The sequence below is a fragment of the Glycomyces sp. YM15 genome, assembly GCF_016918015.1.
GTDB lineage: Bacteria > Actinomycetota > Actinomycetes > Mycobacteriales > Micromonosporaceae > Glycomyces.
Genome location: NZ_JAERMK010000004.1, coordinates 97,163 through 121,253, shown reverse-complemented (window position 1 = coordinate 121,253; position 24,091 = coordinate 97,163). Strand labels below are relative to the sequence as shown.

17 protein-coding genes are annotated in these 24,091 nt (G+C 70.2%); 12 read left to right on the top strand and 5 right to left on the bottom strand.

Translation table 11 applies throughout. The features are described 5' to 3' along the window. Positions 1 to 78: 78 nt before the first annotated feature. Positions 79 to 426, bottom strand: coding sequence for a DoxX family protein (locus JHY01_RS06225; RefSeq protein ID WP_205324746.1), 348 nt, complete (start codon positions 424 to 426; stop codon positions 79 to 81). 91 nt (positions 427 to 517) lie between these two features. Here JHY01_RS06225 and JHY01_RS06220 point away from each other — a divergent pair, with 91 nt between their 5' ends. Further along, positions 518 to 1,411 (top strand): LysR family transcriptional regulator, encoded by an 894-nt coding sequence (locus JHY01_RS06220; RefSeq protein ID WP_205324745.1) that lies wholly within the window; start codon positions 518 to 520, stop codon positions 1,409 to 1,411. Between the two features lie 79 nt (positions 1,412 to 1,490). Here JHY01_RS06220 and JHY01_RS06215 read toward each other — a convergent pair whose 3' ends face one another. Beyond that, entirely contained in the window at positions 1,491 to 2,819 is a 1,329-nt protein-coding gene (locus tag JHY01_RS06215; protein ID WP_205324744.1) for a DUF418 domain-containing protein, read from the bottom strand. Positions 2,820 to 3,025: 206 nt separating this feature from the next. Here JHY01_RS06215 and JHY01_RS06210 point away from each other — a divergent pair, with 206 nt between their 5' ends. From JHY01_RS06210 to JHY01_RS06180, 7 genes are all read left to right on the top strand, one after another. Then, positions 3,026 to 3,670, top strand: coding sequence for a response regulator transcription factor (locus JHY01_RS06210; protein ID WP_205324743.1), 645 nt, complete (start codon positions 3,026 to 3,028; stop codon positions 3,668 to 3,670). 29 nt (positions 3,671 to 3,699) lie between these two features. Then, positions 3,700 to 4,770 carry a sensor histidine kinase gene (locus tag JHY01_RS06205; RefSeq protein ID WP_205324742.1) on the top strand — a complete coding sequence of 357 codons (1,071 nt, stop codon included), beginning with the start codon at positions 3,700 to 3,702 and terminating at the stop codon, positions 4,768 to 4,770. A 37-nt stretch (positions 4,771 to 4,807) separates the two neighbouring features. Further along, positions 4,808 to 5,716 (top strand): non-homologous end-joining DNA ligase, encoded by a 909-nt coding sequence (gene ligD / locus JHY01_RS06200; protein WP_205324741.1) that lies wholly within the window; start codon positions 4,808 to 4,810, stop codon positions 5,714 to 5,716. An 81-nt stretch (positions 5,717 to 5,797) separates the two neighbouring features. After that, positions 5,798 to 6,961: a S9 family peptidase gene (locus JHY01_RS27630; RefSeq protein ID WP_205324740.1), complete on the top strand. Its 1,164-nt coding sequence runs from the start codon at positions 5,798 to 5,800 to the stop codon at positions 6,959 to 6,961. A gap of 111 nt (positions 6,962 to 7,072) precedes the next feature. Next, positions 7,073 to 7,588: a phage antirepressor KilAC domain-containing protein gene (locus JHY01_RS06190; RefSeq protein WP_205324739.1), complete on the top strand. Its 516-nt coding sequence runs from the start codon at positions 7,073 to 7,075 to the stop codon at positions 7,586 to 7,588. Positions 7,589 to 7,659: 71 nt separating this feature from the next. Then, entirely contained in the window at positions 7,660 to 8,571 is a 912-nt protein-coding gene (locus JHY01_RS06185) for an HAD family hydrolase (protein WP_205324738.1), read from the top strand. Between the two features lie 198 nt (positions 8,572 to 8,769). Continuing rightward, the gene (locus JHY01_RS06180; RefSeq protein ID WP_205324737.1) at positions 8,770 to 8,973 is read left to right on the top strand and encodes a cold-shock protein; all 204 of its coding nucleotides are present in this window, start codon (positions 8,770 to 8,772) and stop codon (positions 8,971 to 8,973) included. 70 nt (positions 8,974 to 9,043) lie between these two features. On the opposite strand, the gene JHY01_RS27625 is transcribed toward JHY01_RS06180, so the two are convergent. Both JHY01_RS27625 and JHY01_RS06170 read right to left on the bottom strand, forming a co-directional pair. Then, entirely contained in the window at positions 9,044 to 10,036 is a 993-nt protein-coding gene (locus JHY01_RS27625; protein WP_205324736.1) for an NAD(P)-dependent alcohol dehydrogenase, read from the bottom strand. Positions 10,037 to 10,134: 98 nt separating this feature from the next. After that, entirely contained in the window at positions 10,135 to 10,824 is a 690-nt protein-coding gene (locus JHY01_RS06170) for a TetR/AcrR family transcriptional regulator C-terminal domain-containing protein (RefSeq protein ID WP_205324735.1), read from the bottom strand. Between JHY01_RS06170 and JHY01_RS27620 the strand changes: the two genes are divergently transcribed. Beyond that, positions 10,709 to 11,098: an ATP-binding cassette domain-containing protein gene (locus JHY01_RS27620; protein WP_374199504.1), complete on the top strand. Its 390-nt coding sequence runs from the start codon at positions 10,709 to 10,711 to the stop codon at positions 11,096 to 11,098. The genes JHY01_RS06170 and JHY01_RS27620 overlap by 116 nt on opposite strands. Positions 11,099 to 11,275: 177 nt before the next feature. On the opposite strand, the gene JHY01_RS06165 is transcribed toward JHY01_RS27620, so the two are convergent. Continuing rightward, positions 11,276 to 12,469, bottom strand: coding sequence for an IS701 family transposase (locus JHY01_RS06165; protein WP_275889691.1), 1,194 nt, complete (start codon positions 12,467 to 12,469; stop codon positions 11,276 to 11,278). 547 nt (positions 12,470 to 13,016) lie between these two features. On the opposite strand from JHY01_RS06165, the gene JHY01_RS06160 reads away from it, so the two are divergent. From JHY01_RS06160 to JHY01_RS06150, 3 genes are all read left to right on the top strand, one after another. After that, positions 13,017 to 14,300, top strand: coding sequence for a hypothetical protein (locus JHY01_RS06160; protein WP_205324733.1), 1,284 nt, complete (start codon positions 13,017 to 13,019; stop codon positions 14,298 to 14,300). A 361-nt stretch (positions 14,301 to 14,661) separates the two neighbouring features. Next, positions 14,662 to 14,766 (top strand): histone-like nucleoid-structuring protein Lsr2, encoded by a 105-nt coding sequence (locus JHY01_RS06155; RefSeq protein WP_205324732.1) that lies wholly within the window; start codon positions 14,662 to 14,664, stop codon positions 14,764 to 14,766. A 1,713-nt stretch (positions 14,767 to 16,479) separates the two neighbouring features. Continuing rightward, positions 16,480 to 24,072, top strand: coding sequence for a SpvB/TcaC N-terminal domain-containing protein (locus tag JHY01_RS06150; RefSeq protein ID WP_205324731.1), 7,593 nt, complete (start codon positions 16,480 to 16,482; stop codon positions 24,070 to 24,072). Positions 24,073 to 24,091: the final 19 nt, after the last annotated feature.

Sequence of the window (24,091 nt, the reverse complement as noted above, 5' to 3'; positions counted from 1 at the left end):
CGGGGGACCAAACCCCCCCCCCCCCCCCCCCCCCCCGGGGGGGGGGCGGGGGGGGCCCCCCCCCCCCCGCCCGCGCGCTCAGGCGACGATCATCAGCCAGAGCACGGCGACGCTCAGCGCCAGGAACAGCAACGGCCCATAGCAGTTGTGGAAGGCCCGGTGCCGAATGTGGAGCGCCGTCGCCAGGACGAAGAACACCACGAGCCCCGCCGCCGCCGCGATCCCCAACGGCCGCCAGAGCAAGCCGACCGCGAGCCCCACCGCGGCGGCGCCCTTCACGAACCCGAGGAACGGCAGCCGCGAATCCGGGACCCCGACGGCGTGCGAGTTCGCTTTCACCCAATCGGCCCTCATGAAGTTCGCGACGGACTCGATCGCGTTGAGCAGGACGTTGACGAGAGTGACGGTGACGAGCGCGATGACCATGACGGCGGCTCCTGAAACGGTTCCGGTTGACCCCTCCAGTCTCCGACGCTCCGCGCACGCCGACCAATACATGCATCGATAACCTGCGGTTATGGATGTGGACACCAGGCTCCTCCGCTACTTCCGAGCCGTCGCGGAGGAAGGCACCCTCACGAAGGCCGCGACACGCCTCTACCTCTCGCAACCGGCGCTGACCAAGCAGATCCGCCAACTCGAAGACCAACTCGGCGCGACCCTCTTCGAGCGCTCCAAATCCGGCATGGCCCTCACCGGACCCGGTGCGGCGCTAGCCGAATCGATCGACGCGGTCCTCGACGCCTGGGACCGGGCCGAACGCGCCGTGCGCACCGCCGAATCCGAAGCGTCCAAAGTGCTCCGAATCGGCTTCCTCGCCAGTGCCGCCAACGAGAAGACCCAGCCGATCATCGCGGCCTTCCGCGAACGGAGGCCCGACTGGCGGGTGGAACTGCGCCAGGCGAGCTGGGGCGCACCGGCCGCGGCGCTGGCCTCGGGCGAAGTGGAGGCCGCGTTCATGCGGGTGCCGTTCCCGAACCAGGAGGACTTCCACCTGCTGGAACTGCTGACCGAGCCGCGCTGCGTGGCGATGGCGGCGAATCATGCGCTGACGCAAGAGCAAACGTTCGCGTTCGCCGCTTTGCTCGACGAACCGTTCATTGCGGCCCCGGCCGCGACGGGCGCCTTCCGCGACCACTGGATCGGCGCGGAGGCGCGAGGCGGCCATCCGGTGAAGATCGGCGCGATCACCGAGCAACCGGACGACTGGCTGACCGCCATCGCGAACGGCGACGGCATCGCCCTCGCACCGGAAAGCGCCGCCCGCTATTACGCGAGACCGGACATCGCCTACCGCCCGGTCACCGGCGTCGCCGCGAGCACGGTCGCCCTGGCCTGGCCGAGAACAGGGCGACCGACCGCCGCCCTGACCGACTTCATCACCGCCGCGACCAGAACAGCGGATCGGTAGGCGGCGAGCGTCGGAGGGCGGCGGACCGGCGCGGAACCCCCAGTTCGCGCCGGTCCGCCCGTTCTCGCGGTGTGCGGTCTTATTTGACGAGCTTGGCGGGCAGGGTCGCCCAGTGCATGGGGTATTCGAGCGGGCCGCGCTTGAGGAATCGCTTCCAGATGGGCGCGAAGACGAGCATGGCCACGACGAAGACCGCCCACATCCTCCAGCCGGTCGCGTAGCCGACCTCGTTGGCCGGGTGGTCGATCAGGTACCAGACCGCCGCGATGTGGGCGACGTAGGCCGTGAGCGACATCGATCCGACCGCGATGAGCGGCGCGAGCCAGAACCGCAGTTTCCCGAAACGTCCCAGGAGGAACACGAGCCCGGCGATGACCGTGAACGCGACGCCGATGTTCCCGGCCAGTTCGAACGGCATGTTCGAGTGCGGGCTCGCCGCCACCAGGCTCGTCCAGTCGAAGCCGCCGCCGCTCGTGAACTTGTCGTCGGGCGCCAGCTCCCAGATCGAGGCGTGCTCCGCGTCGAAGGCCTTCCACTCCTCCTTGGTCCAGTTCTCGGAGTCCGTGCCCTCCAGCGCCTGCGACATGGCCTGGTCGAAGGCCTTCCAGCTCGCGTCCGAAGCCGAGGTGCCCGCGGCCTCCGCCGAGGGCAGGAACTTCCCGACCAGCCACGCCCCGCCGTAGCCGAGCAACGCCAGCGCCGGACCGATGATCAACAGCCGCAACTGGATCGCGAGCTTCGTGAGGTCGAGCTTGCCGATCGCCATGCCCGCGAACATGTACGCCATCCACGCGATGCCCGGGTAGGTGCCGTTGACCAGGAGCGAGGTCACACCTTCACCGCTCCACATCGCGAGCGGGTCCTTCGCGTCGATCGCCCCCATCCACGAGGTGTCGGACGACCACGCCCATTGGATGATCATCGGCCCGACGATGCCGACGACGACCGCGAGGATCGCGAGCGTCCGCGCCCGCAGCTTGATGAACGGCAGCGCGAGCAGGAAGAACAGCCCGTAGTACGCGAGGATCACCACGATCGAGGTGCCCATCGCGACCAGCCACGAGCCGAGCGCCAGCAGCAGGACCGAGCGGATGGCGATGCGCACGACCGCCTGGCGCATGGGCCGACCCGTCTTCGGGCGGCTCCCGCCCGCGATGAGGACGAGCGAGAGCCCGGCGAGGGTCGCGAACAGCGCCGAGGAGCGCCCGTGGGGGATCTCCATGAGGAAGCTCTTCCACGTGCCCGACGCTTCCGCCCACGGCCCGACGTGCGAGTAGTACATGCCGAACACGGCGAGGGCACGGGCGGCGTCGAGGCCGACGATGCGGCCGAGGGACGCGTCCCGGGCGGGCGGCTCCTCCGGTTCGGCCGCGACCGCGCGCGGCTTGAACTCGATGATGTTGGTCATGACGCCAGCGTGCGGCGGTCCGCGGCCCGTTCCCATCCGGCGATGCGCGGGTCCCTGCCCGCCGCCGGGCGGCAACCGATCCGCCGTCCGGCCGGAACGCACCCGTCGATCGGCGGGTCTTGCCCACAACGGCCGCTTCCTGGGAGGCGGGAAGCGGCGTGAACGTGCTACCAATCGTCACAGCGACGAACGAGAGGAGGCCGTACATGATCCGGGTACTGGTCGTCGATGACGAGGCCCTCATCCGCACCGGCTTCCAGCACATCCTGAACGCCGCGGGCGACATCGAGGTGGTCGCCGCCGTCTCGGGCCGCCGGGCCCTCGCCGAGGTCGGGCGCCTCCATCCGGACGTGGTGCTGCTCGACATCCGCATGCCCGACGTGGACGGTCTCACCGTGCTCGAACGCCTCCGCGCCCTCCCCAGGCCGCCCGTGGTCGCCATGCTCACCACCTTCGACACCGACGAGTACGTGGCCGCCGCCCTGCGCATGGGCGCGGCCGGGTTCCTCCTCAAGGACACCGACCCCGAGCACCTCGCCCTCCAGGTGCGCACGCTCGCCTCCGACGGCGTGGTCCTCTCCCCGAAGGTCACCTCCACCGTCGTCGACGGCTACCTCGCCGGGCGCGCGCCGACCGGCGGCCTCGTCGATCGCCTGAGCGCCCGCGAACGCGAGATCCTCGTGCTCCTCGCGGACGGCCTCTCGAACGGCGAGATCGCCGCCCGGCTCTACCTCGGCGTGGGCACCGTGAAGGACCACGTGAGCGCGATCCTCACGAAACTCGAGGTCTCCGGCCGCGTCCAGGCCGCCCTCGCCGCCGAACGCGCCGGGCTCCTGCGGGACCGCCGGTGAACCGGTTGCGGCGCTGGTGGCGCCCCTGGATGACCGATGTGCTGCTCGTCGCGGTGAGCGCCTTCGACGTCTGGTTCGTCTTCTGGTGGGGCGAGACGACCTGGGACTTGTGGTTCATGGGCGCGGGCGTCATCGCGCTCCTGCTGCGCCGCCGCTGGCCTCTGGCGGTGTTCCTGCTGACGCTGCCGACCGCGTACTTCATGGGCCCGGCCGCGGCCCCGCTCATCGCGCTGTTCACGCTCGCGTCCCGCACCCACCGGCGCCGACTGCTAGCGGCCTGCACCGTGGTGCTCGCGATCTGCATGATCTGGCCGGTCGGCACCCGCATCGCGGACTTTCCGGTCTCCTCGTGGCTCCTCGCGGACGCCGCGTACGCGCTGGCCCCGGCCGCGGCGGCGGCGTTCCTCGGGCAGTTCGTGCAGATCCGGCACGAACTCTCGGCGCGGCTCGCGGAGATCACCGAGGCGCGCGAGCACGAGCAGCTCATGGCCACCCAGAAGGTCCTCGCCGAGGAACGCGCGCAGCTCGCCCGCGAGATGCACGACGTCGTGTCGCACCAGGTCAGCCTGATCGCGGTCCGCGCGGGCGCGCTCCAGGTGAGCACCACCGACGCGGAGGCGAAGGAGGCGGCCGGGACGATCCGCAAACTGAGCGTGCGCACCCTCGACGAGCTGCGGCACATGGTGAACGTGCTGCGAGCGGGCGGCTCCGGCCCCACCGAGCTCGCCCCGCAGCCGACGCTCGCTCAGCTCGCGGACCTGGTCGCCGGCAGCGGCATCGAGGCGACCCTGCGCATCGGCCCGCACCCGGAGCTCGGCCCGCCGGCCGAACGCGCGATCTACCGCACCGTGCAGGAGTCGCTGACGAACGTCCGCAAGCACGCCCCTGGCGCGAGCGCCGAGGTCGCACTCGTCCACGAGGGCGGCGGCGTCACCGTCACGATCACCAGCACCGCGCCCACCCGCCCCACCGTGCCGCTGCCGAGCTCCCGACACGGCCTCCTGGGCCTCCACCAGCGCGCGGCCCTCCTCGGCGGCACCCTGACCTGGACCGCCACGCCCGAGGGCGGCTGGCGCAACACGCTCACCCTCCCGGCGTGACGGTTTCCGCGCGTCCCGCCGCGGGTACCTCCCGCGCATGGCGACGCAGACCCTGCACATCGACGGCCACGACCTCGAGCTCTCCAGGATCGAGAAGGAGCTGTACCCGAGCGATCACGTCACCAAGGGCGACATCGTCGAGCACTGCCGGGCGGTCGCGGACGCGATGCTCCCGCACCTGGCCGACCGGCCGCTGACGCTGCGCCGCTTCCCCGACGGCATCGAGGACTCCGGGTTCTTCCAGAAGCACGCGTCGGACTACTTCCCCGACTGGGTCCGCACCGAGACGATGCGGGCCGAGGGCGGGACGGTCGACTACGTCGTGTGCGACGACGAGGCCCACCTCGTCTACCTCGCGAACCAGGCCGCCATCGAATTCCACGTGTGGACCTCCACTGTCGACAAGCCGGATAACCCCGACCGGCTCGTCATCGACCTCGATCCGCCCGACGACACCCCGGTGGCGACGTTGAGGGACGTCGCCCGCCGGGCCCGCGACCTGTACGCCGACGTCGGCTTGACACCGTTCGTGCAGGCCACGGGCGGCCGCGGCTTCCACGTGGTCGCACCGCTCGACCGCTCCGCCGACTTCGACCTCGTGCGCGACCTCGCCTCCGAACTCGCCGACCGACTCGCGGCCGCCGACCCCGACCACCTCACCACCGCGCAACGCAAGCAGCGGCGGGGCGTTCGGATCTTCCTGGACTGCAACCGGAACGCCTACGGCCAGACGTTCGTCTGCCCGTACTCGCTCCGCGCCCGCCCCGGCGCCCCGGTGGCCACGCCACTGGACTGGGACGAGCTCGGCCGCTCGACCCCGAACGGCCAGGGACCCGCGTCCATCCGCAGGCGCCTCGCCCGCAAGACCGACCCGTGGGCCCGGATCGACGACCACGCCGCGGCCGCGGCCGACGCCCGCGAGCGCCTCCTCACCCTGGAGGACTAGCACCGGCGTCCGAGGCCGCGCGGGACGCCGCGCACTAAGATCGAGCGGTCACCTCCTCCCGACGACCGCATAGGACGCGTTGTGAAGACTCCCCTGGACACTGAGGCCCCCGCCCGCAAGCGGCGCTGGCTGCGCCCGGTCGTCATCGTGCTCAGCGTGCTCCTGGTCCTCGCCGTGGGCGGGATCGGCGGGGCGGGCTGGTACTTCTCCGGCGAAGTCATCAACGTCGTCCACGAAGACGACCCGTACGAGCTCGAAGTCCTCGCCGTCGACGACGCCACCGTGACCTTCCCGCTCACCAAGGCCTCCTCCCAACCCGGCACCTGGGGACTCCAGTGGGAGGACGGCCAAGCGGTGCTCGGCGAGGTCCTCGACAGCAACGACCGGACGGTGACCCGCGCGATCGACGCAGTCCTCTTCGGCGACCTCGCCAAGGGCACGCGGGCCCGCATCGACAAGTGGACCTTCCGCGACGACCCGAAGACCGGCCTCGGGCTCGCCTTCGAGGACGTCCAGGTCCCGACCGGACTGGGGGACATGCCCGCCTGGTACGTCCCGAACGACAGCGCCTCCGACAACAGCGACACCTGGGTCATCACCGTCCACGGCCGCAACGCCGCCCCGGCCGAGACCCTCCGCGGCATCGGGATCTACGCCGACCACGGCCATCCCGTGCTCGCCGTGACCTACCGCAACGACGAAGGCGCGCCCCAGGCCCCCAACGGGAGGCACAGCCTCGGCGCGTACGAGAGCGAGGACGTGATCGCCGCCGTCGACTACGCGATCGCAGGCGGCGCGAAGTCCGTGATCCTCCACGGCTGGTCCATGGGCGGCGCCGTCGTCGCCACCGCCTACCGCCACCTCGACGACCCTTCGGTCGTCAAGGGCCTCGTCTTCGACTCGCCCGTCATGGACTGGAACTCCACCCTCGACATGCAGGCCGCCGACCGGGACGTCATCGCCCCGATCACCTGGGCCGCCAAGCGGATCGTCGAGTTCCGGGCGGACATCGACCTGGACGACCTCGACCAGCGGAACTTCGCCGACGACTTCGACCTCCCGATCCTGGTCTTCGTGGACACCGCGGACGAGACGGTCGAGCACACCGCGACCCTCGACTTCGCCGACCTGCTCGACCCCGCGCAGACCACCGTCATGGAGACCGCCTCCGGCCACACCGCGTCCTGGAACGAGAACCCGGCCGCCTACGCGGCGACCCTCGAGTCCTATCTGGCGACCCTCTGAACTACCGGAGATTCGGCCGCTGACCTGTGGATCCGCCGGTTCGCGGCGAGACGGAAATGTCGTACCCCCCGTCTAGAGTCGTACCTAGAGCACGACGAACGGAGTGGATGCATGAACGTCACCCCAAGCCCGCGCACCGACCGCCGCTACCCCCGCGGTCTCACGAACCGCGATCTCGCCCTCATGGTCCTGGAAGAGGCCGACCGCGCCGACACCGCCGAATCGCACCTGGAGGCGCTCGCGCCCGCCGCCGAGTCCTGGCACCGCCTCGCGTCCGCGCGCGGCACGTTCTCCGCCGCTGACGCGGCGAAGATCCTCTCCCGCGACCCGGCCATCGCCCTCGGCCAGAACCGTCTGTTCAGGACGCTCGAAGACCTCCACTGGGCGTACCGCCAACGCCGCGACCGCGCCTGGCGCGCCCGCCAGTCCGCCGTCGACGCCGGCTGGCTCACCGAGATCCCGCAGTCCCATCACCACCCGCGCACCGGCGAACTCCTCCTGGACGCACCGCAACTGCGCATCACCCTGAAGGGCCTCTCCGAACTGCGCCAGCGCCTCGGCACCGCGGAGCCGCTGCCGCTCAAGCGCGACGGCGACCGGGCCCGGCCCGAAGACAACCGCCCGTAACCCGAGTGGGCCCGATCGCCCCGCCAGGCGATCGGGCCCGGCGCTCGCACGCGCCCTGCGAGACTGGCCCGGTGAACCGACCCCGCGTCATCGCCACGGATCTGGACGGCACCCTCCTCGCCTCCGGCGGCGTCCTCACCGAACGCTCCCGCCTTGCGCTGCAAGCCGCACGAGCCCAGAGCGTCGCCGTGCTCGCGGTGACGGCCCGCCCGCCCCGGGTCTTCGACGCGTGGCCCGACCTCGCCGCCTCCCTCGACGCCGCGATCTGCTCCAACGGCGCCATCGTCTACTCCCTCTCCCGCCGCGAAACCGAGACGACCCGCACGCTCGAACCGGAAACCGCTGCGGCCGCGGCGAAGGCACTCCGCGCCGCCCTCCCCGGCGTCAAGGCCGCGGTCGAGACGGGATTCGAGGTCGTCGCCGAACCCGGCTACCGCAAAGTGGACAGCGTCGGCGACCGGCGCGTCTTCGTCGACGCCTTCGACCAGATCTTCACCACCGCCGCCCAGATCGTGAAACTGCTCGTCCACGACGCGGACGGCCGTGCCGACGCGATGCTCGCCGCCGCCCGCGACATCGCCCTCCCGGGCGTGCACGTCTCCCACTCGGGCGGCGAAGGCCTGTTGGAGATCACCGCCGCCGACGTCTCCAAATCCACCGCGCTCGCCGCCTGGTGCGCCGCTCGCGGCATCGATCCCGCCGAGGTGGCCGCTTTCGGAGACATGCCCAACGACGTGCCGATGCTGCGCTGGGCGGGCCGTTCCTTCGCCGTCGCGGGCGCCCACCCCGAGGCCGTCGAGGCCGCCACGGACCGTTGCGGATCGAACGACGACGACGGCGTCGCCCGCGCGATCGAGACGCTCCTCACCGGTAGTCAGCATCGTCGCCGCGCCCGGGAACGGCCCCCGCCGCACATGACCTTGGGCACCAATCTGCGCAAAATCCTGGGACATTACCGGACAAACGGCCAAATGCGAGAATAATTTCCGCGCTGGCCGGGTGCAATGAGGCGGCGGTGATGTAGTGTCCAGGGGTCACCTCGGTTCAAAGCAATGCGAACCGGAGTGGTGAAGCGCCAGCAATGGCGGCAATATCAGACCCTATGGCGGCTGAAGATCGGGGCGTGAAAACCCGGATTGCGAAACCGTCGGTCTGAGCATCAACACCAAGGATATTTCAGCATGGCGCAAGGCACCGTTAAGTGGTTCAACTCGGAGAAGGGCTTCGGCTTCATCGCTCCGGAGGGCGACGGCCCCGACATCTTCGTTCACTTCTCCGCGATCACCGGCAACGGCTACAAGTCGCTCGAAGAGAACCAGCGCGTCGAGTTCGACATCGAGCAGGGCAACAAGGGTCCGCAGGCCGCTAACCTGCGCGCGCTCTAGCCTCCACAGCTCTTAAACACGAAGCCGCTGCCCTTCATCGAAGGACAGCGGCTTTCATGGTGTCCGGGGGTCAATCCACGGTGATCACGATGTTGCCGCGGGCGTGGTGGCCGAACATGTGCGCCACGGCCTCCGGTGTCTCCTCCAGGGGATAGGCGCGGTCGATGACCGCCTTGATCTCGCCCGAGGCGAGCAGTTCGCCTATGGCCGTGAGGTTCTCGCGGGCCGCCTCCGAGGGGGAGAACCGCACGTCGGCCCGCCGGGTCATCCCGAGCAGCTTCGCGCCGGCCATCCGGCCGAGCCCGGCGAGCAACCCGCCGCTGTTCCCGACGCTGTTGGGGATGAGCACGCCGCCTGGGGCCAGCGCCCGGGCCGTGCGGCGCGGCGGGTGGTTCAGGACGTTGTCGAGAATGACGTCATAGCGCTCGCTTCCCTGTGTGAAATCGCTACTGGTGTAGTCGATGACATGGCGCGCACCGAGTCCGCGGACCATCTCGACATTGCCGGGACCGCATACGCCGGTCACTTCGGCGCCGAAATGCGCGGCCAATTGCACGGCGAACGTCCCCACGCCGCCGGAAGCGCCGTTCACGAGGACTTTGATTCCATTTCGGATTTTCACGGTGTCCCGCATGGCGCACAGGGCGGTCACTCCCGACATCACTGAAGCGGCCGCTTCCTCGAATGCCACGCCGGAGGGGATCGGCGCGAGCTGGGCGGCGGGCGCAACGACGAATTCGGCGAACGTCCCGGCCGTCACGAACCGGCTCGTCCACAGCGACCCGAACACCGCGTCGCCTACGGCGAGATCCGTGACGCCCGCGCCGAGCGCCTCGACGGTCCCGGCGACATCGCTGCCGCGCACCACGTTCGAGGGCAGTCTGCCGACTTGGAGGCGCAGCGCGTAGGGGACGCCGGTGACGGCGATCCAGTCAGGGGTGTTGACGCTGCTGGCCCGTACGCGGACGAGCACCTCTTCAGGACCGGGCGTCGGCCGGTCGATCTCCTTGAGTCTGAGCACTTCCACGGGTGGCCCGTAGCGCTCCTGGACGATGGCTCTCACGGCCGCCTCCTCCACAATCTTACGTTGTAAGTCAACATAGACTTACATCGTAAGCCTGTCAAGGGCCGAACCTATCAGTGTGAGCAGGGAAGAACGGCCTAACCGGCGGCGCGCAGCCGCTCCAGGCCGTCCAGGATCAGATCCAGACCGAACTCGAACTCGGCCTGGTAGTCGCACCAGCCGAGCAACGCGCCGCCATGAGACGCGTCCGCGATCATCGCCACCAGGTGCGGCACCTCCTCGGCTATCGCCGCTATCGCCGCCTCGGGAGCCTCGATACCGTCGGGCTCGAACAGCTCCTGCGAGAAGCCCAGCGCCCGACTCCCCAAGGCGTGCAAGGCGCGATGCCCCAGCTCGTAGCTGAAACCGCCGCGCCGCATCAGCCCGAGCACCCCGTCGAAGTACCGCGCCACCGCCAGACTCGTCCCGGCCCGCGTCTCGAACACCCTCGGCGCCCAAGGATGCCGCACCAGCACCCCGCGGGCGGCGAGCACGCGCATTCGCATCGCCCGCTGCCAGTCGTCTTCGGGCGCAGGCGCATCCAGACCCGCCACGGCCTCCTCGATCTCGGCCATGACGACCTCGACCAGTCCGTCGAGCACCGCATCCTTGTTGGCGACATGGTGGTAGAGCGACATCGCCTCGACACCCAGCGACTCGGCCAGGCTCCGCATCGTCAGCGCCGCCAGCCCGCGCTCGTCCGCGATCGCCACGGCACCGCGCAGCACCCGCGCCCGACTCAACCCGATCTGCGATCCAGCCCCCGAGCCCTCACGCGCACCAGCCATCGCCACCCCTTCCCGGCGAACGTACCGTACAACGCAAGCCGCCCCGGCGGCCAGCCGCTTCGACCGCGCCAAGGCGCCGCCGGACTCGACACGCGTCTCGGCGCGCTGGGACGACGGCACCGACCTCTCCGGCGGCCAATGGCAGAAGCTCGCGATCGGCCGCGGCCGCATGCGAAAGGACCCGCCGCTCGTCCTCTTCGACGAACCCACTGCCGCCCTCGACTCCCAGACCGAGCACGCCCTGTCAAGGCCGGTCGGCAGCGCGGGATGGTGAGCGTGCTCCCGGTGACCAGGCCCCCGTAGCACCCCCTGAAACGGTCACCTGCCACTTCGCCGGACACCGACGGAAAGGGCACGTGAACCGCGACCCAGGCGCCCGCCGGGGCCGAAAGGCCCGTTTCCGACGGCACGACAGTCGTATTTCGTTACCATCGCCTCCGGGGCGGTTCGCTCAACGCCAGCGGACCGCCTGGACGACCGGGGAATCGCCGTTCAGGTCCGCATCGACCCCCGTCCCGGACGCCGCGGTCACGACGACGAAGGCGTAGGCCAGCATCGCCAAGGTCACGTGCCGGTACCAGCCCTCCCACTTGCGGACCTGGTAGTGGTCGAGTCCGCATTCGACTTTCGCGGCCCGGAAGCACGCCGCTGTGGCTGGCCGAGTGTCCGCAGTGCGAACGATGTCCTTGCGCGCCAAAGCATCGGAGTGAAAGCACAGGTAGTAGACGACCTCGGCCGGGCGCTCGACCGAGCGCCGCGCGAGCAGCGTGCGGACGAACCCGGCGGGCAGGCCGACCAGGGCGGGCAGGGTCGCCCATGCCCAGTCGTACTCGCGTCGCTCCCGCCCGCCCGTGCCCGCCGCGAGCCGGTGCCAGGCCGAGGCGGGAGCCCCGCCCACCAGGGCGTCGACGCGCCCGCCCTCCTCCAGCTCCGGCACCGTCTGCGTGAGCGGCACCTCGACCACGTACGAGAGGCGGCGCGCGGCCAGGAACGCCAGGAAATCGCTGTCGCGTCCGTACGTCGCGTCCGCGGCCACCCACCCGGCCTCGACTCCGGCGGCCACCGCGCGGGCGATCATCGCCTCGGCCAGGCGCGGTTTCTCCAGTGCCCCGAGGTCCACCCGCTCGGCGGGGACTCCCGCAGCCGCGCAGCGCTCGGGGTCCTCGATCCACGAGGCGGGCACGTACAGCTCCCGGTCGATCAGCACCTCGCCGCGCTCGCCGACATAGGCCAGGAACACTCCGACCTGGCAGTTCTCGACCCTGCCCGCCTCACGCGAGTACTGCCGGTGCACGCCGACCGAGGCCGGGCCGCGTTTGACGAAGTCGACCTCGTCGATCACCAGCGCCCCGCTCGGGCTCGCCAGGTTCGCCGCGGCGTAGGCCCGGAGGGCGTCGCGCAGCGCATCGGCCGACCACACGGCCCGGCTCAGGAAGTGCTGCACCTGTGCGGGCGTCGCGTCGCCGGCGGCCTCGGCGAGCTGCCAGCCGTTCTTGCGCTCCACCGGCGCCAAAAGGCCGACCAGATAGGACCTGGCTCTTCGTCGCAATTCGACTCTCCCGAACAACCCCGCCACCGTAGAGAAAAGCTCGTCCAATCGTGAACGCCAGTCCGTGATCTCCTGTGGGACAACATCATTGGGCATATTTCAATAATAAGAATCACGAAATGCGGCTGTCGTATCGGCTTCGGACGGGAATCCGCGAGCGGCCTCGCAAGCCGGTGTGGCTGCGGATTCTGGATGGAACGCGATCGAACATCATGGTTCGGTCGCCCATCCGAGAAGGAGGAACATCATGGACAAGTACTTTGTCAGGGTGAGCTACCGCTCCGATTCCTGCGAGACGACGGTCTGGGCCGTTGACGACGAAAGGGCGAAGCAGGCGGCCTTCATGGTCTTCAAGAGCAGATTCCCGGCGAGCCAGGCGACTCGTTGGGAAAATTGCTCCTACCTGTACGAGAACCTGAGCCGCACCGGGAATGCGACCCTCCGCGGCGTCGGGGGGGGGGGGGGGGGCGCCCGCCCCCCCCCCCCCCCCCCCGGCCGCCCCCCGCCCCCCCCCCCCCGCGGGGGGGGGGGGGGGGGGGCGGGCCCCCCCCCCCCCACCGCCGCGCAGCAGGCCTTCTCCGACGAGCTCCAGGGCAAGATCGGCGAGTTCCTCGGCACCAAGCTGGACGGCAAGTTCAGCACCGTGTCCTACCCGGCCGGCTTCAACTACGGGATCACATACGGTCCCAACGCGTACTACAACGCGGCGACGCTCCAGGACCTCGATTCGCTGCTGGGAACCTCCAGCAGCGGCCAGCTCCAGATCGGCACCGACCGCTTCTCGACGCTCTACCGCAACATCCTGGGGGCGACCATCTTCGGCTTCTCCAAGGCCGACCAGGAGACGATGAACAAGGAGGACACGGCCGCCTCGGCGCAGATCGCGTCGATCCTGACCGAGTTCACCAATGCCGGGGGCACCTACACCAACCCGCTGCCGCTGGGCGGGAAGCTCCAGGACGTCTTCGACCAGCTCCTGGCGAGATACGGTTCCTTTGAGAACCTGCCCGACTCGCTCAGTGCGCTCTACAGCGCCATCGCGAGCTACAAGGAGGTGGCGGCGAACAGCATCCTGCTGCACCGCAAGTATTTCGAGGCCACCGACCGGCTCAAAGCCGCCCGAGCCAACATCATGAAGGCGAGCGCGGCCAACGGCGGCGAGGAGATCGGCCCCGGCCAGTTCTACGTCGGCTACACACCCGACAAGCTGCCCAGCGCGAACCAGCTCCTCGGGCAGCTCCAGACCGACAGCAACGCCGTGTCGCTCCACCTGGAGCTGTCGAACTTCTCCTCGAAGTCGACCGACCTCAGCGTGGGGGGCAAGGTGGGGTTCTCGGTCCCGGTCATGGACGCCGTGGGCATCAACTTCGGCGCGTCCTCGTCCTACGACCTGTCGACCTACACGTCGAGCTCGTCCACCGTCACGATCGACCTCAAGTACAAGGGCGTCACGATCATCAGTTCGGCACCCACGGCCCTGGCGCCCGACGGCACGGTGGGCTGGTACGACGAGCAGATGCTCGGCGAGATCGCATCGAAGACCGGGAAGGACGCGACCGGGTACCAGCTCCACAGCAGCGAGTTCAACGTGGACGAACTGTTCGGGGAGGGCGGGAAGCTCTCGCGCCTGAAGACCTTCGTCGTTTCCCGCCAACCGGAGATGTCGATGACCTTCAAGGGCGGCAACGCCAGCAAGGTCACCAGCGACATGAAGGTCGGCGCGACGGCGTCGGTGGACCTGTTCGGACTGTTCCGGGTCGGTTCGGCCTCGGCGAACTACTCGGTGAACAAGGTGGACACGAGCTCCAGCGACGGCTCGGTCACCGTCACCTTCGGCTCACCCGAGCCGAGCGGCACGATCCCGATCGAGCAGCAGGTGGCGTACGTGATGGGAGGTGTGCCGTCCTACCCGCCGAACGAGCCTTAACACCGTTGGGGGAGTTGCTGGCCGCACTCCCGCGATGCGGGCGGGGCCGCCCGATCTGGGCGGCCCCGCCCATCTGATCTCCTTGAAAGGAGTCGACCGTTGAACATCGTCACGTGGAACATGCAGGGATCGAACACATCGACCGAAGCGTTGGGACACGGGTGTCGCGCCGCTCATGCGAGGGCAGACGAATGCCGCCTGCTGCCTGCAGGAGTGCGGAGCCGTCCCGGCGTCCGCGACCCTGGTCGGAACCTCCGATCAGAACGTCAAGCTCTGCAGACGGGGCGGAACGAGCACGAGGCCGAGCTACTGGATCACCTGGTGCGAATCGGATCCGTACGGCGGGCGCTGCAATCTCGCCATGATCCTGTTGACCGATGATCTCGACGGCAGCGAACCCGCTGAGAGCGTCGAGTTCGGTATCGATGGCCGCTTGTACAGCATCGACCTGTCTGCAGCGTCATGATGGCCGGTTTGCGCAGGTCAGTTGGTGGTACAGCCCCCGAGCGACGTCTGCAACTGCGGGAATACCTGGCGGCGTTTTGAGGCGGTAGTGCTGTACCCTGGCTGAGGCCGCTTTGCGGCGGTGTTCGGGACGTGGCGCAGCTTGGTAGCGCACCCCGTTTGGGGACCCCAGCCTCGTAACCAAAGAATGCAACCCTTACCTGCAGGAACGCCTATCTACCTGCACTAGTGATGTCACCCTAACTGTCCGATGTGATCCGGTTAGGTCCGGCTAACTTTGGTAAAATCCGGCAGGACCGTGCCAAATACGTGCCGAAGTTTTCAGCAGAACCGGGATGGCTCCTGGCCCCCGGTCCATTGCGGGCCACTGGTTCGATTCCCGCAAGGTCCACCAGAGCAATCCGAGAAGAACCCGAACGAGCCCTCCCCATCCTGGGCATCAGCAACCAGCCAGACCCTCAGGGAACTTGATCAAGCCCTGGCAACCTGGGCCGAAACGCAGTGAACAATGAGTCTGTATCAACACCGGCTTCCCCTTCCCACTGAACGGCGTGGCCACCAGGCCGTGGTCGAGGCCTTCATAGCCCTTGGCGCACAAGGTGAACAATTCATGCACTTGGTATTCCTGCCTCTGTTCTGCCGGTGCTCCGCCTGTTAAAGGCCGCCATCCATCGCCAGACTGATCCCGAAAGCGGCCCGCTTGCGGTCAGAGCGGTCTATCAGAATGAACCGATGTGGTCTTCATGTGAGCACTTCGGTTCCTCAACTCTTAGGAGGCACCATGGCTACCATTACGACTCGGCTTCGGCCCGATCGGCCGAGGGGGCGGCGCCTGACGCGCGCAGTTTCCACCATCGCGATCGCCGCTGGTCTCGTGCTGGGGGGCAGCGCGCTCTCGGCGGCACCGGCTGTTGCCAGTGAGCCCGCGGGAACCGACGGCACCGTGAGCATCCAAGCGTTCGAGGGGCCCTTCCCCAGATGGGACTACTGCAATACTGACCGGAGGGCGGCCGAGTCCATGGGATACGACACCACACCGTGCTTTAAGGATCCCGATGGCTGGTACTACCAGTACTTCTGATCGATCGTCGAGGACTTAGTCCTGCGCGCCATAGATCTTCCCGTGGCATCCGGCCATTCAGCGGCCGGATGCCACGGGGAGGGCGCGGCCAGTCCGCTATTTGCCCTGTCCGCCCGCGCCCCAGTCCTCCCCGCGGAACTCGACCCACAGCCCCCGCAGTTTGGAAGCCTCCTCCTCAATGTCGGGAAACCAGCGCGGCCCACACCGGCACCCCGTCCGCGACGAGGCTGAGTTCTGCCGAGCCGATCCCCAGCATGCCGATCAGCACTGCGCCCGCAGTGCCGTGGACAGGGTGTGCGCATTCCTCGGATGGGACGGTTATCCGCTTCGGACCGCATTTGCGGGAGGTTGTGCCGGTGGTGGGAATCGCCGACTCTGATCCACTTCGCGAGTGGCGAAAGTGCCATTGGCGCACGGTCTTACGTGGGAGTGCACTTGTGTCTATTTTGCGCTTGCGTTGAGCCTCATGTGCTATTGAATGGCGACGGATTCTAGCAGGATCAGTTTCCAAGTGCTGCACTCGAATTAGTACTTCCGGTCAATTGTGCTGGTGTCGCGTTCGGTCTACGCTCCGTAGTCAGGCGCTGGCACAGGTGCCTTTCTTCGCCTTTCTGCCGCAAGGGAGCCGCGATCGTGGATGCACATTGGGGTGGTGGAGCGGGGTCCGAGCGGCCCGGGCATGAGCCTGCGCCGGCGCCCGGAGCGACGGCCGCCCCGGCGCTGCCCGCCGTCGGCAACCCGCCCGCCCGGCTCGGCGAGACCTTCCAGACCAACCCCGTCACCGGCTCGGCCTCAATGTCGATCCCGCTGCCTTTCAGTGCCGGGCGCGGCGCGCCCTCCATGGCCGTCGGCTACGATTCCGGCGCCCGCGCAGGGCTCTTCGGATACGGCTGGGACCTCCCCGTCCCGCAGATCAGTCGCCGCACCGACCGCGGACTGCCGAAGTACGAGGACGCCGACGTGTTCCTCGGCGGCGGCGACGACCTCGTGCCCGACGCCGCCCCCGCGACCCTCCGCACCGTCGCCGGGACCGAGTACCGCGTCGAGCGCTTCCGGCCCCGCGTCGACACCGGCCTCACCCGCATCGAGCGCTGGACCGCCACCGCCGACCGCGCCGACTGCAAATGGCGCACCCTCTCGGACGACAACAACACCGCCTGGTTCGGCGAAGGCCCCGAGAGCCGCATCGCCGACCCCGCCGACCCGTCCCGGATCTTCGGCTGGCTCATCAGTTTCAGCCACGACGACAAAGGCAACGCGGTCGCCTACGAGTACGCCGCCGAGGACTCCGTCGGTGTCGACACCGGCGCCGTCTGCGAAGCCGGACGGACCGAGCAGTCGCGAACCGCCGCAAGGCATCTCAAGCGCGTCCGCTACGGCAACACCGTCCCGTACCTCCCCGTTCCGGGCCCCGCGTCCCGGCCCGTCGCCTGGCTGTTCACGCTCGTCCTCGACTACGGCGACCACGACCCCGACGCCCCCGGGATCGAGGCCGACCGGCCCTGGCCCGCCCGCCCGGACCCGTACCGCACCTGCCGCCCCGGCTTCGAGGTCCGCACCCACCGGCTCGGACGCCGCGCCCTCATGTTCCACGAGATCCCCGAACTCGGCGACGAGCCCGTCCTCACCGGCTCCGTCGACTTCGCCTACGACACCGACCCCCTCAGCGGCGACTCGCGCCTCGACTCGGTCCGCACCTGCGGCTATGTGCGCGAAGATGGCACGTACCTGCGCGCCGAGACCCCGCCGCTCACCCTCCACTACGCGCCCGCCGAGATCGACCCGACGGTCCGCGAGGTCCGCGCCGAGAACCTCCCGGCCGGCATCGATCTCGTCGACTACACGTGGGTCGACCTCGACGGCGACGGCGTCGCGGGCGTCCTCGCCTCGCGCTCTGGCGCCTGGTACTACCTGCGCAACCGCAGCCCCCTCACCGACGACGACGTGGCCTTCACCGCCGCGAACCCGGTCGCCGCCCACCCCAGCGGCGGGGTGCACGATCCCGGGGGCGACCTCCTGATCGATCTCGACGGCTCGGGCCTTCCCGACCTGGTCCGCATCGACGCCCCCGTTCCCGGCAGCGCCGCCCGCGACGAGTCCGGCGGCTGGGGGGCGTTCTCGCCCTTCGCCGAGTACCCGAACATCGACCTCCGCACTCCCGACCTCCATCTCGCAGACCTCACCGGCGACGGGCTCGCGGACCTGCTCATCGCCGATCCCGCCGGAGGCCTCTGGTGCGAGGGCCGGGGCGCCGCGGGCTTCGGCGCACCCCGCCCGCTCGACGGCCCGGAGCTCCAACGGCCTTCGCTCCTGGAGGCGACGGCGACCGTGGCCGTCCAGCTCGCCGACATGACCGGGGACGGGCTTCCCGACCTGGTGCGGATCGCGAACGGCTCGGTGGCCTTCCGGCCCAACCTCGGCTACGGCCGCTTCGGTCCCGCCGTCCACATGGGCGATTCGCCGTGGTTCGACCCGCCCGACCGCTTCGATCCCCGCCGGGTCCTCCTCGGCGACGTGGACGGCAACGGCCGCACGGACCTCGTGTACCTCGCCGACGATGGGGTCCGCCTGTACACCAACCGCTCCGGGGACTCCTGGGCCTCCCCCCGCGTGCTCCTCCCCGGTGTGCCCGGCACCGACAACCGGCGCAGGGTGGGCCTGGTCGACCTGCGCGGCACCGGCACCGGCTGCCTGGTCTGGTCCACGTCCCTCCCGCACGGCACCGCCGCGGCGATGCGCTACGTGGACCTCATGAGCGCGGGCCGCCCGCATCTGCTCACCGCGTACGAGAACGGGACAGGCGGCGAGGTCCGCGTCGAGTACAAGCCCTCCACCTACTTCGCGCAGGCCGACGAGCAGGCCGGGCGGCCGTGGCCGGGAAAGCTACCGTTCCCGGTCTCATGCGCCCACCGCGTGATCCGCACCGACCGGATCCGCGAGACCGTGTTCACCGGCACGACCAGCTACCACGACGGCTACTTCGACCCGGTGGAGCGGGAGTTCCGCGGTTTCGGCCGGGTGGAGACGGTCGACACCGAGGCGTTCGAGGTCCTGCCGGAGGGTTCGAACACGGGGGACGCGGACCTGCACCAGCCGCCCGTGCTCACCCGCACCTGGTTCCACACCGGGGCGGCCGCGGCGGCGGGGGAGCGTATCGCTCACACCCGCCGGGCGCAGTACTGGGAGAACACGGTGCTGCCCGAGCAGGCGCTGCCCGAGCCGGATCTGCCCGCTGGCCTGAGCGGCGAGGAGTACCGGCAGGCCTGCCGGGCCCTCAAAGGAACGGCGCTGCGCACCGAGGTCTATGGTCTCGACGACGGCCCCGATGCCACAGTGCCCTATTCGGTGAACGAGGCCGCGTACGGGATCGTCCTGCGCCAGCCCCTCGGCGAGAGGCGCTTCGCGGTGTTCCAGCTGCTGCCGACCGAGGCGATCACCTACACGTACGACCGCCTGGCCGGGGATCCGCGGATCGCCCATTCGCTGGTGCTGGAGACCGACGACCTGGGTGTGCCGATCCGTACCGCCTCGCTGGCTTACGGCCGCCCCGCGGTCGACCTCTCACTGCCGCAGCCGGTCCGCGCGGCGCAGGCCCGCACCGGGGCGAGCTACCGGGTGGTCGGCTACACCGCCGACATCGACGAACCGGACGCGCGGCGGCTGCGCACCGTCTGCGAGACGCACTCGTTCGAGCTGGCGGGGCTGCCCGCCGGACACCTCACGGCATCCGAAGTGGACGGCTACGTGGCGGCGGCCGATCTCGTGCCCTTCGAGGCGGTCGGCGAGGACGGCACCGTGGACGTCACGGGCGGTCCGGTGCTGCGGTTGACCGGGCGGACCCAGGCGTTCTTCCGGGCCGACGACCTCTCCGGGCCGCTCCCGTTCGGGGTCCACGGCGCGCTCGGGCTGGAGCACCACACCCGGCGGCTGACGCTCACCGACGGCCTCGTCGCCGGGTACTACGACGGGTCGGTCACCGCCGGCGAGCTGACCGCCGCCGGGTACGAGCACTTCGAGGAGGGCTGGTGGGCCCCTTCGGGGGTCGCCGCCTACGCGCCCGGCGCCGCCGACCACTTCTACCTGCCCTCGGGATCGGTCGACCCGTTCGGGGCGACCACCGAGGTCGAGCGCGACGTCCACGACCTCGCCATCGTCACCGTCCGGGACGTCATCGGGCACGAGGTCCACATCGAGCACGACTACCGGGTGCTCGCCCCGCGCGCCGCGACCGACCCGGCCGGGAACCGCGCCGCGGTCCGCTTCGACGCGCTCGGCGTGCCGGTGGCCTCCGCGCTCCTCGGGAAGCCGGGTGAGCCCGGCATGGACACGCTCGACGACCCGACCACCACGTTGGAGTACGACCTATTCGCATGGGTCGACGAGGGCAGACCCGTGCGGGTGAGACGCAACCGCCGCGAGCGCCACGGCGACCCGGCCTCCCCCTGGCACGAGTCCTTCGCCTACTTCGACGGCTCGGGCTCGCTGGTCCTGACGAAGAGCCGGGTCGCCCCCGGTCCGGCCCTGCAATGGGACCCCGTCGCCGAGACGGCGGCCGAAGTGGACGCCGACCCGAGGTGGGTCGGCAACGGCCGCACCATCATCAACAACAAGGGGCTGCCGGTCAAGCAGTACGATCCGTACTTCTCGGCCACGCACGAGTACGAGTCCGAGGCGGCTCTGGTCGAGCTCGGCGTCACCGCGATCCCCCGCTACGACCCGCTCGGGCGCGTCTTCCGCACCGACTTCCCCGACGGCACGCTCACGCTCACCGAGACCGGACCGTGGGCCGTGACCGCCCACGACCAGGACGACACCGTCCTCGACAGCGCCTGGTACGCCGAGCGCGGCAGTCCCGACCCCCTCGGCCCCGAACCGGCCGACCCGCAGGAGCGCGCCGCCTGGCTGGCCGCCCAGCACGCCGGGACGCCCGCCGCCTCCTACCTGGACGTGTTCGGCCGCGTCGTCTACTCCCTGGCGGACAACGGGAGCGGCGACCTCCGCGCGATGCGCGGCGAAACCGACTCCACGGGGAGCGTCACCCGGCAGTTCGACGCCCGTGACCGCGAGTTCACCGCCGGAGTCGCCAACCTCGCGGGGGACCCGGTCCGCGGCGACAGCGCCGAGCGCGGCCGTCGCTGGCACCTGGTCGACGTCATCGGCCGCCTCGTCCGCGCCTGGGACGAGCACGGCCGCTCCACCCGCCTCGAGCACGACGCCGCCCACCGGCCCGTCGCCGTCTTCGGCACCGAACCCGGAGAGGAGGAGACCACCCTCACCCGCATCGTCTACGGCGACGCCCATCCCGAAGCGGCCGAACGGAACCTGGTCGGCAAGATCCACATCGTCCTCGACGCCGGGGGCGCCGTCGTCACCGAGCGCTACAACCACAAGGGCGCCCCGCTCGAAGTCGTGCGGCGCATGTGCGCCGACTACGCGGCCGACCCCGACTGGTCCCTCCTCGCCGGGATCGAGGACCCCGCGGCCGTCATGGCCGCCGCTGCACCCCTGCTCGAACCGGCACTGGACGCCATCAGCACCGAGACCGGCTACGACGCGCTCGGTCGGCCGCTCGCCGTCACCGCCGCCGACGGCACCATGGTCGAACCCGGCTACGACGAGGCCGGGCGGCTCGCCGAACTCCGCGCCCAACCCGGCGGCACTGGCCCGGTCCGCACCTACATGGCCGGGCAGGAGTACGACCCCCTGGGGAGACGCACCGTCTCCCGGTACGGCAACGGACTCACCAGCGAGTACACCTACGATCCGCTGAGCCGCAGGGTCACCGGGATCCGCACCGCCGCCGAGGGTTCCCCGGTCGATCTCCAGCACCTCCACTTCGTGTACGAGGCCGCCGGCCGCCTCGTCGAAGCCGACGACTCCGCCCAGCAGTCCCTGTTCTTCAACGGCGCGTTCGTATCGCCGCGGATGCGCTTCCGCCACGACGCCCTCGGCCAGCTCGTGCAGGCCAGCGGCCGCGAGCACGCCGGCATCGCCGCGGGCGAGCAGACCGGTCCCGGCGACGCCGTCGGCGCGCCCCTGCCGCACCCCAACGACACCGCCGCCGTCCGCCTCTACCGCCAGGAGTACGCGTACGACGACCTCGGCAACCTCAAGAGCATGCGCCACATCGCGAACGGCGGCGGCGGCTGGACCCGCCACTACCGGTACCTCCACGACACCGACGCGCTCAACCGCCAGAACCGCCTCACTGCCACCAGCGTCCCCACCGACGACCCCGACGGGCCCTACAGCCTGAACTACGCCTACGACGACTACGGCAACCTCATCTCCGCCCCGCACCTCGCCGAGCTCCAGTGGACCCAGAACGACCAGCCCCGCGTCGTCGACCTCGGCGGCGGCGGCACCGCCTACTACTGCTACGACGGCAGCGGCACCCGCCTGCGCAAAGTCGTCCAGCGTCAGGGCGGCCTGCGCACCGAGCGCCGCTACATCGGCATGGTCGAGATCTACCGCGAGTGGATGAACGACGTCCTGCGGCTCGAACGGCACACCGTCCACCTCTCCGACGAGACCGGCCGCTTCGTCCAGATCGACACCCTCGTCACCGACACCGCCGGGACCGACGGCGCGACGGTGGGCGACCCCGTCGCCCGCTACCAGCACGGCAACCACATCGGTTCGGCCACACTGGAGACCGACGAGGACGGCGCACCCGTCTCCTACGAGGAATACCACCCGTACGGCTCCACCGCCTACCGCTCCGCGAAGCCCGGCACGAACCACAGCCTCAAGCGCTACCGCTTCCACGGCAAGGAAAGAGATGACGAGACCGGCCTCTACCATTACGGGGCCCGCTCCTACGCCCCTTGGCTGGGCCGCTGGATCAGCGCCGACCCCGTCGGCACCACCGCCGGACCGAACCTCTACGCCTACTGCGGCAACGACCCTTCCGGGCGGGTCGACCCCAACGGCACCGAGGACCACCAGGTCGGCGAAGTCCCCGGTGCGGCCCCCAACATCCTCGACAACCCCAACGCCGCGCCCGCCGACGTGCTCCGCGAGGCCCAGCGGTCCTTCCCGCACCTGCGTGCCCTGCCCACCTGGGACACCGCGACGGGCATGTGGGTGTTCCCCGAACCGCTCTTCCCCAACGGACCAGGGGAAGGCGACGACACGGGCGATGGCGGCGGCGACGCCGGGACCGGGACCACCGGCACCGGCACCGGCGCCGGAACAGGCACGGAAACCGGAACGGCCGCCACCGGAACGGACGGGACCGGCGGCGACGGGGGCACCGGGGCCGGCACCACCGGCACCGGCACGGGAACCGATACGGGCTCCGGCGCCGGGACCGGCGCGGGCGACGGCGAAGGCGACGGCGAAGGCACCCCCGGCACCCTCGGTACTGCTGGCAGCCTCGTGCCCTCCGCCGCCGAACGCTTCATCTGGAACTTCCGCTTCCCCAACGAGGGCGTCGCCGGCTCGCGCCGCGGCCAGATCCTCGAATGGCTCGCGGGCGTGCCCTGGCGCGACAACACCGCCGGGCACGACGCCGTCACCGCCACCGAGGTCCGGCAGATCAAGTCCACCGGCCAACTCGGCAAGGTCGGCAATATCGCCCGCTCAGCCACCCGCGACGCCGCCAGCTCCATCGCCGCCGACCCTGCCCTGGCCGGACGCAACCCGCGCGCCGTCATCATCACGGAATCCGATGTCGCCGCGACCGTTTCCGCTGACATCGCCTCCGCCACCCAGGCCGGACGCGGACGCCGCATCCCGCCCGGGGCCCTCCCGCCCGAGCACATCCGCGGCTTCCCCGGCCGCGCCGGCAGCGTCGGCCGCGCCCTCACCGGCATCGGCACGGCCCTGTCCGCCGCCGCCCTCGTCAACGACATCTACCAGGGCGACTACGCCATGGGCGTCGGCGACGCCCTCGGCACCGTCGGCGGCGGCCTCGAGCTGTACGCACTGGCCGTGCCCGGGGCGACCGTCGCCGGAGCCAGCGCCATGACCGTCGGCCTGGTCGTCGGCGGCCTCGGGATCGCCGTCACCTCCGGCATCAGCGGCTACCGCGCCTACCAGCGCGGCGACATCCCGGGCACGGTCGCCGGAGCCGTCGGCGTCGGGGCCGGGCTCGCGATCGCCGCCGGCGCCGCCGGCATCGCGCTGGGCATCGCCGGGGCCCCGGTGCTGCTCGCGGTCGGCGTCGCCGCGGCCATCGGCGTCGGCCTCTACCACCTAGGCGGCCTGTTCGACCTCTGGTAGAGGCGACAAATTCATAAGG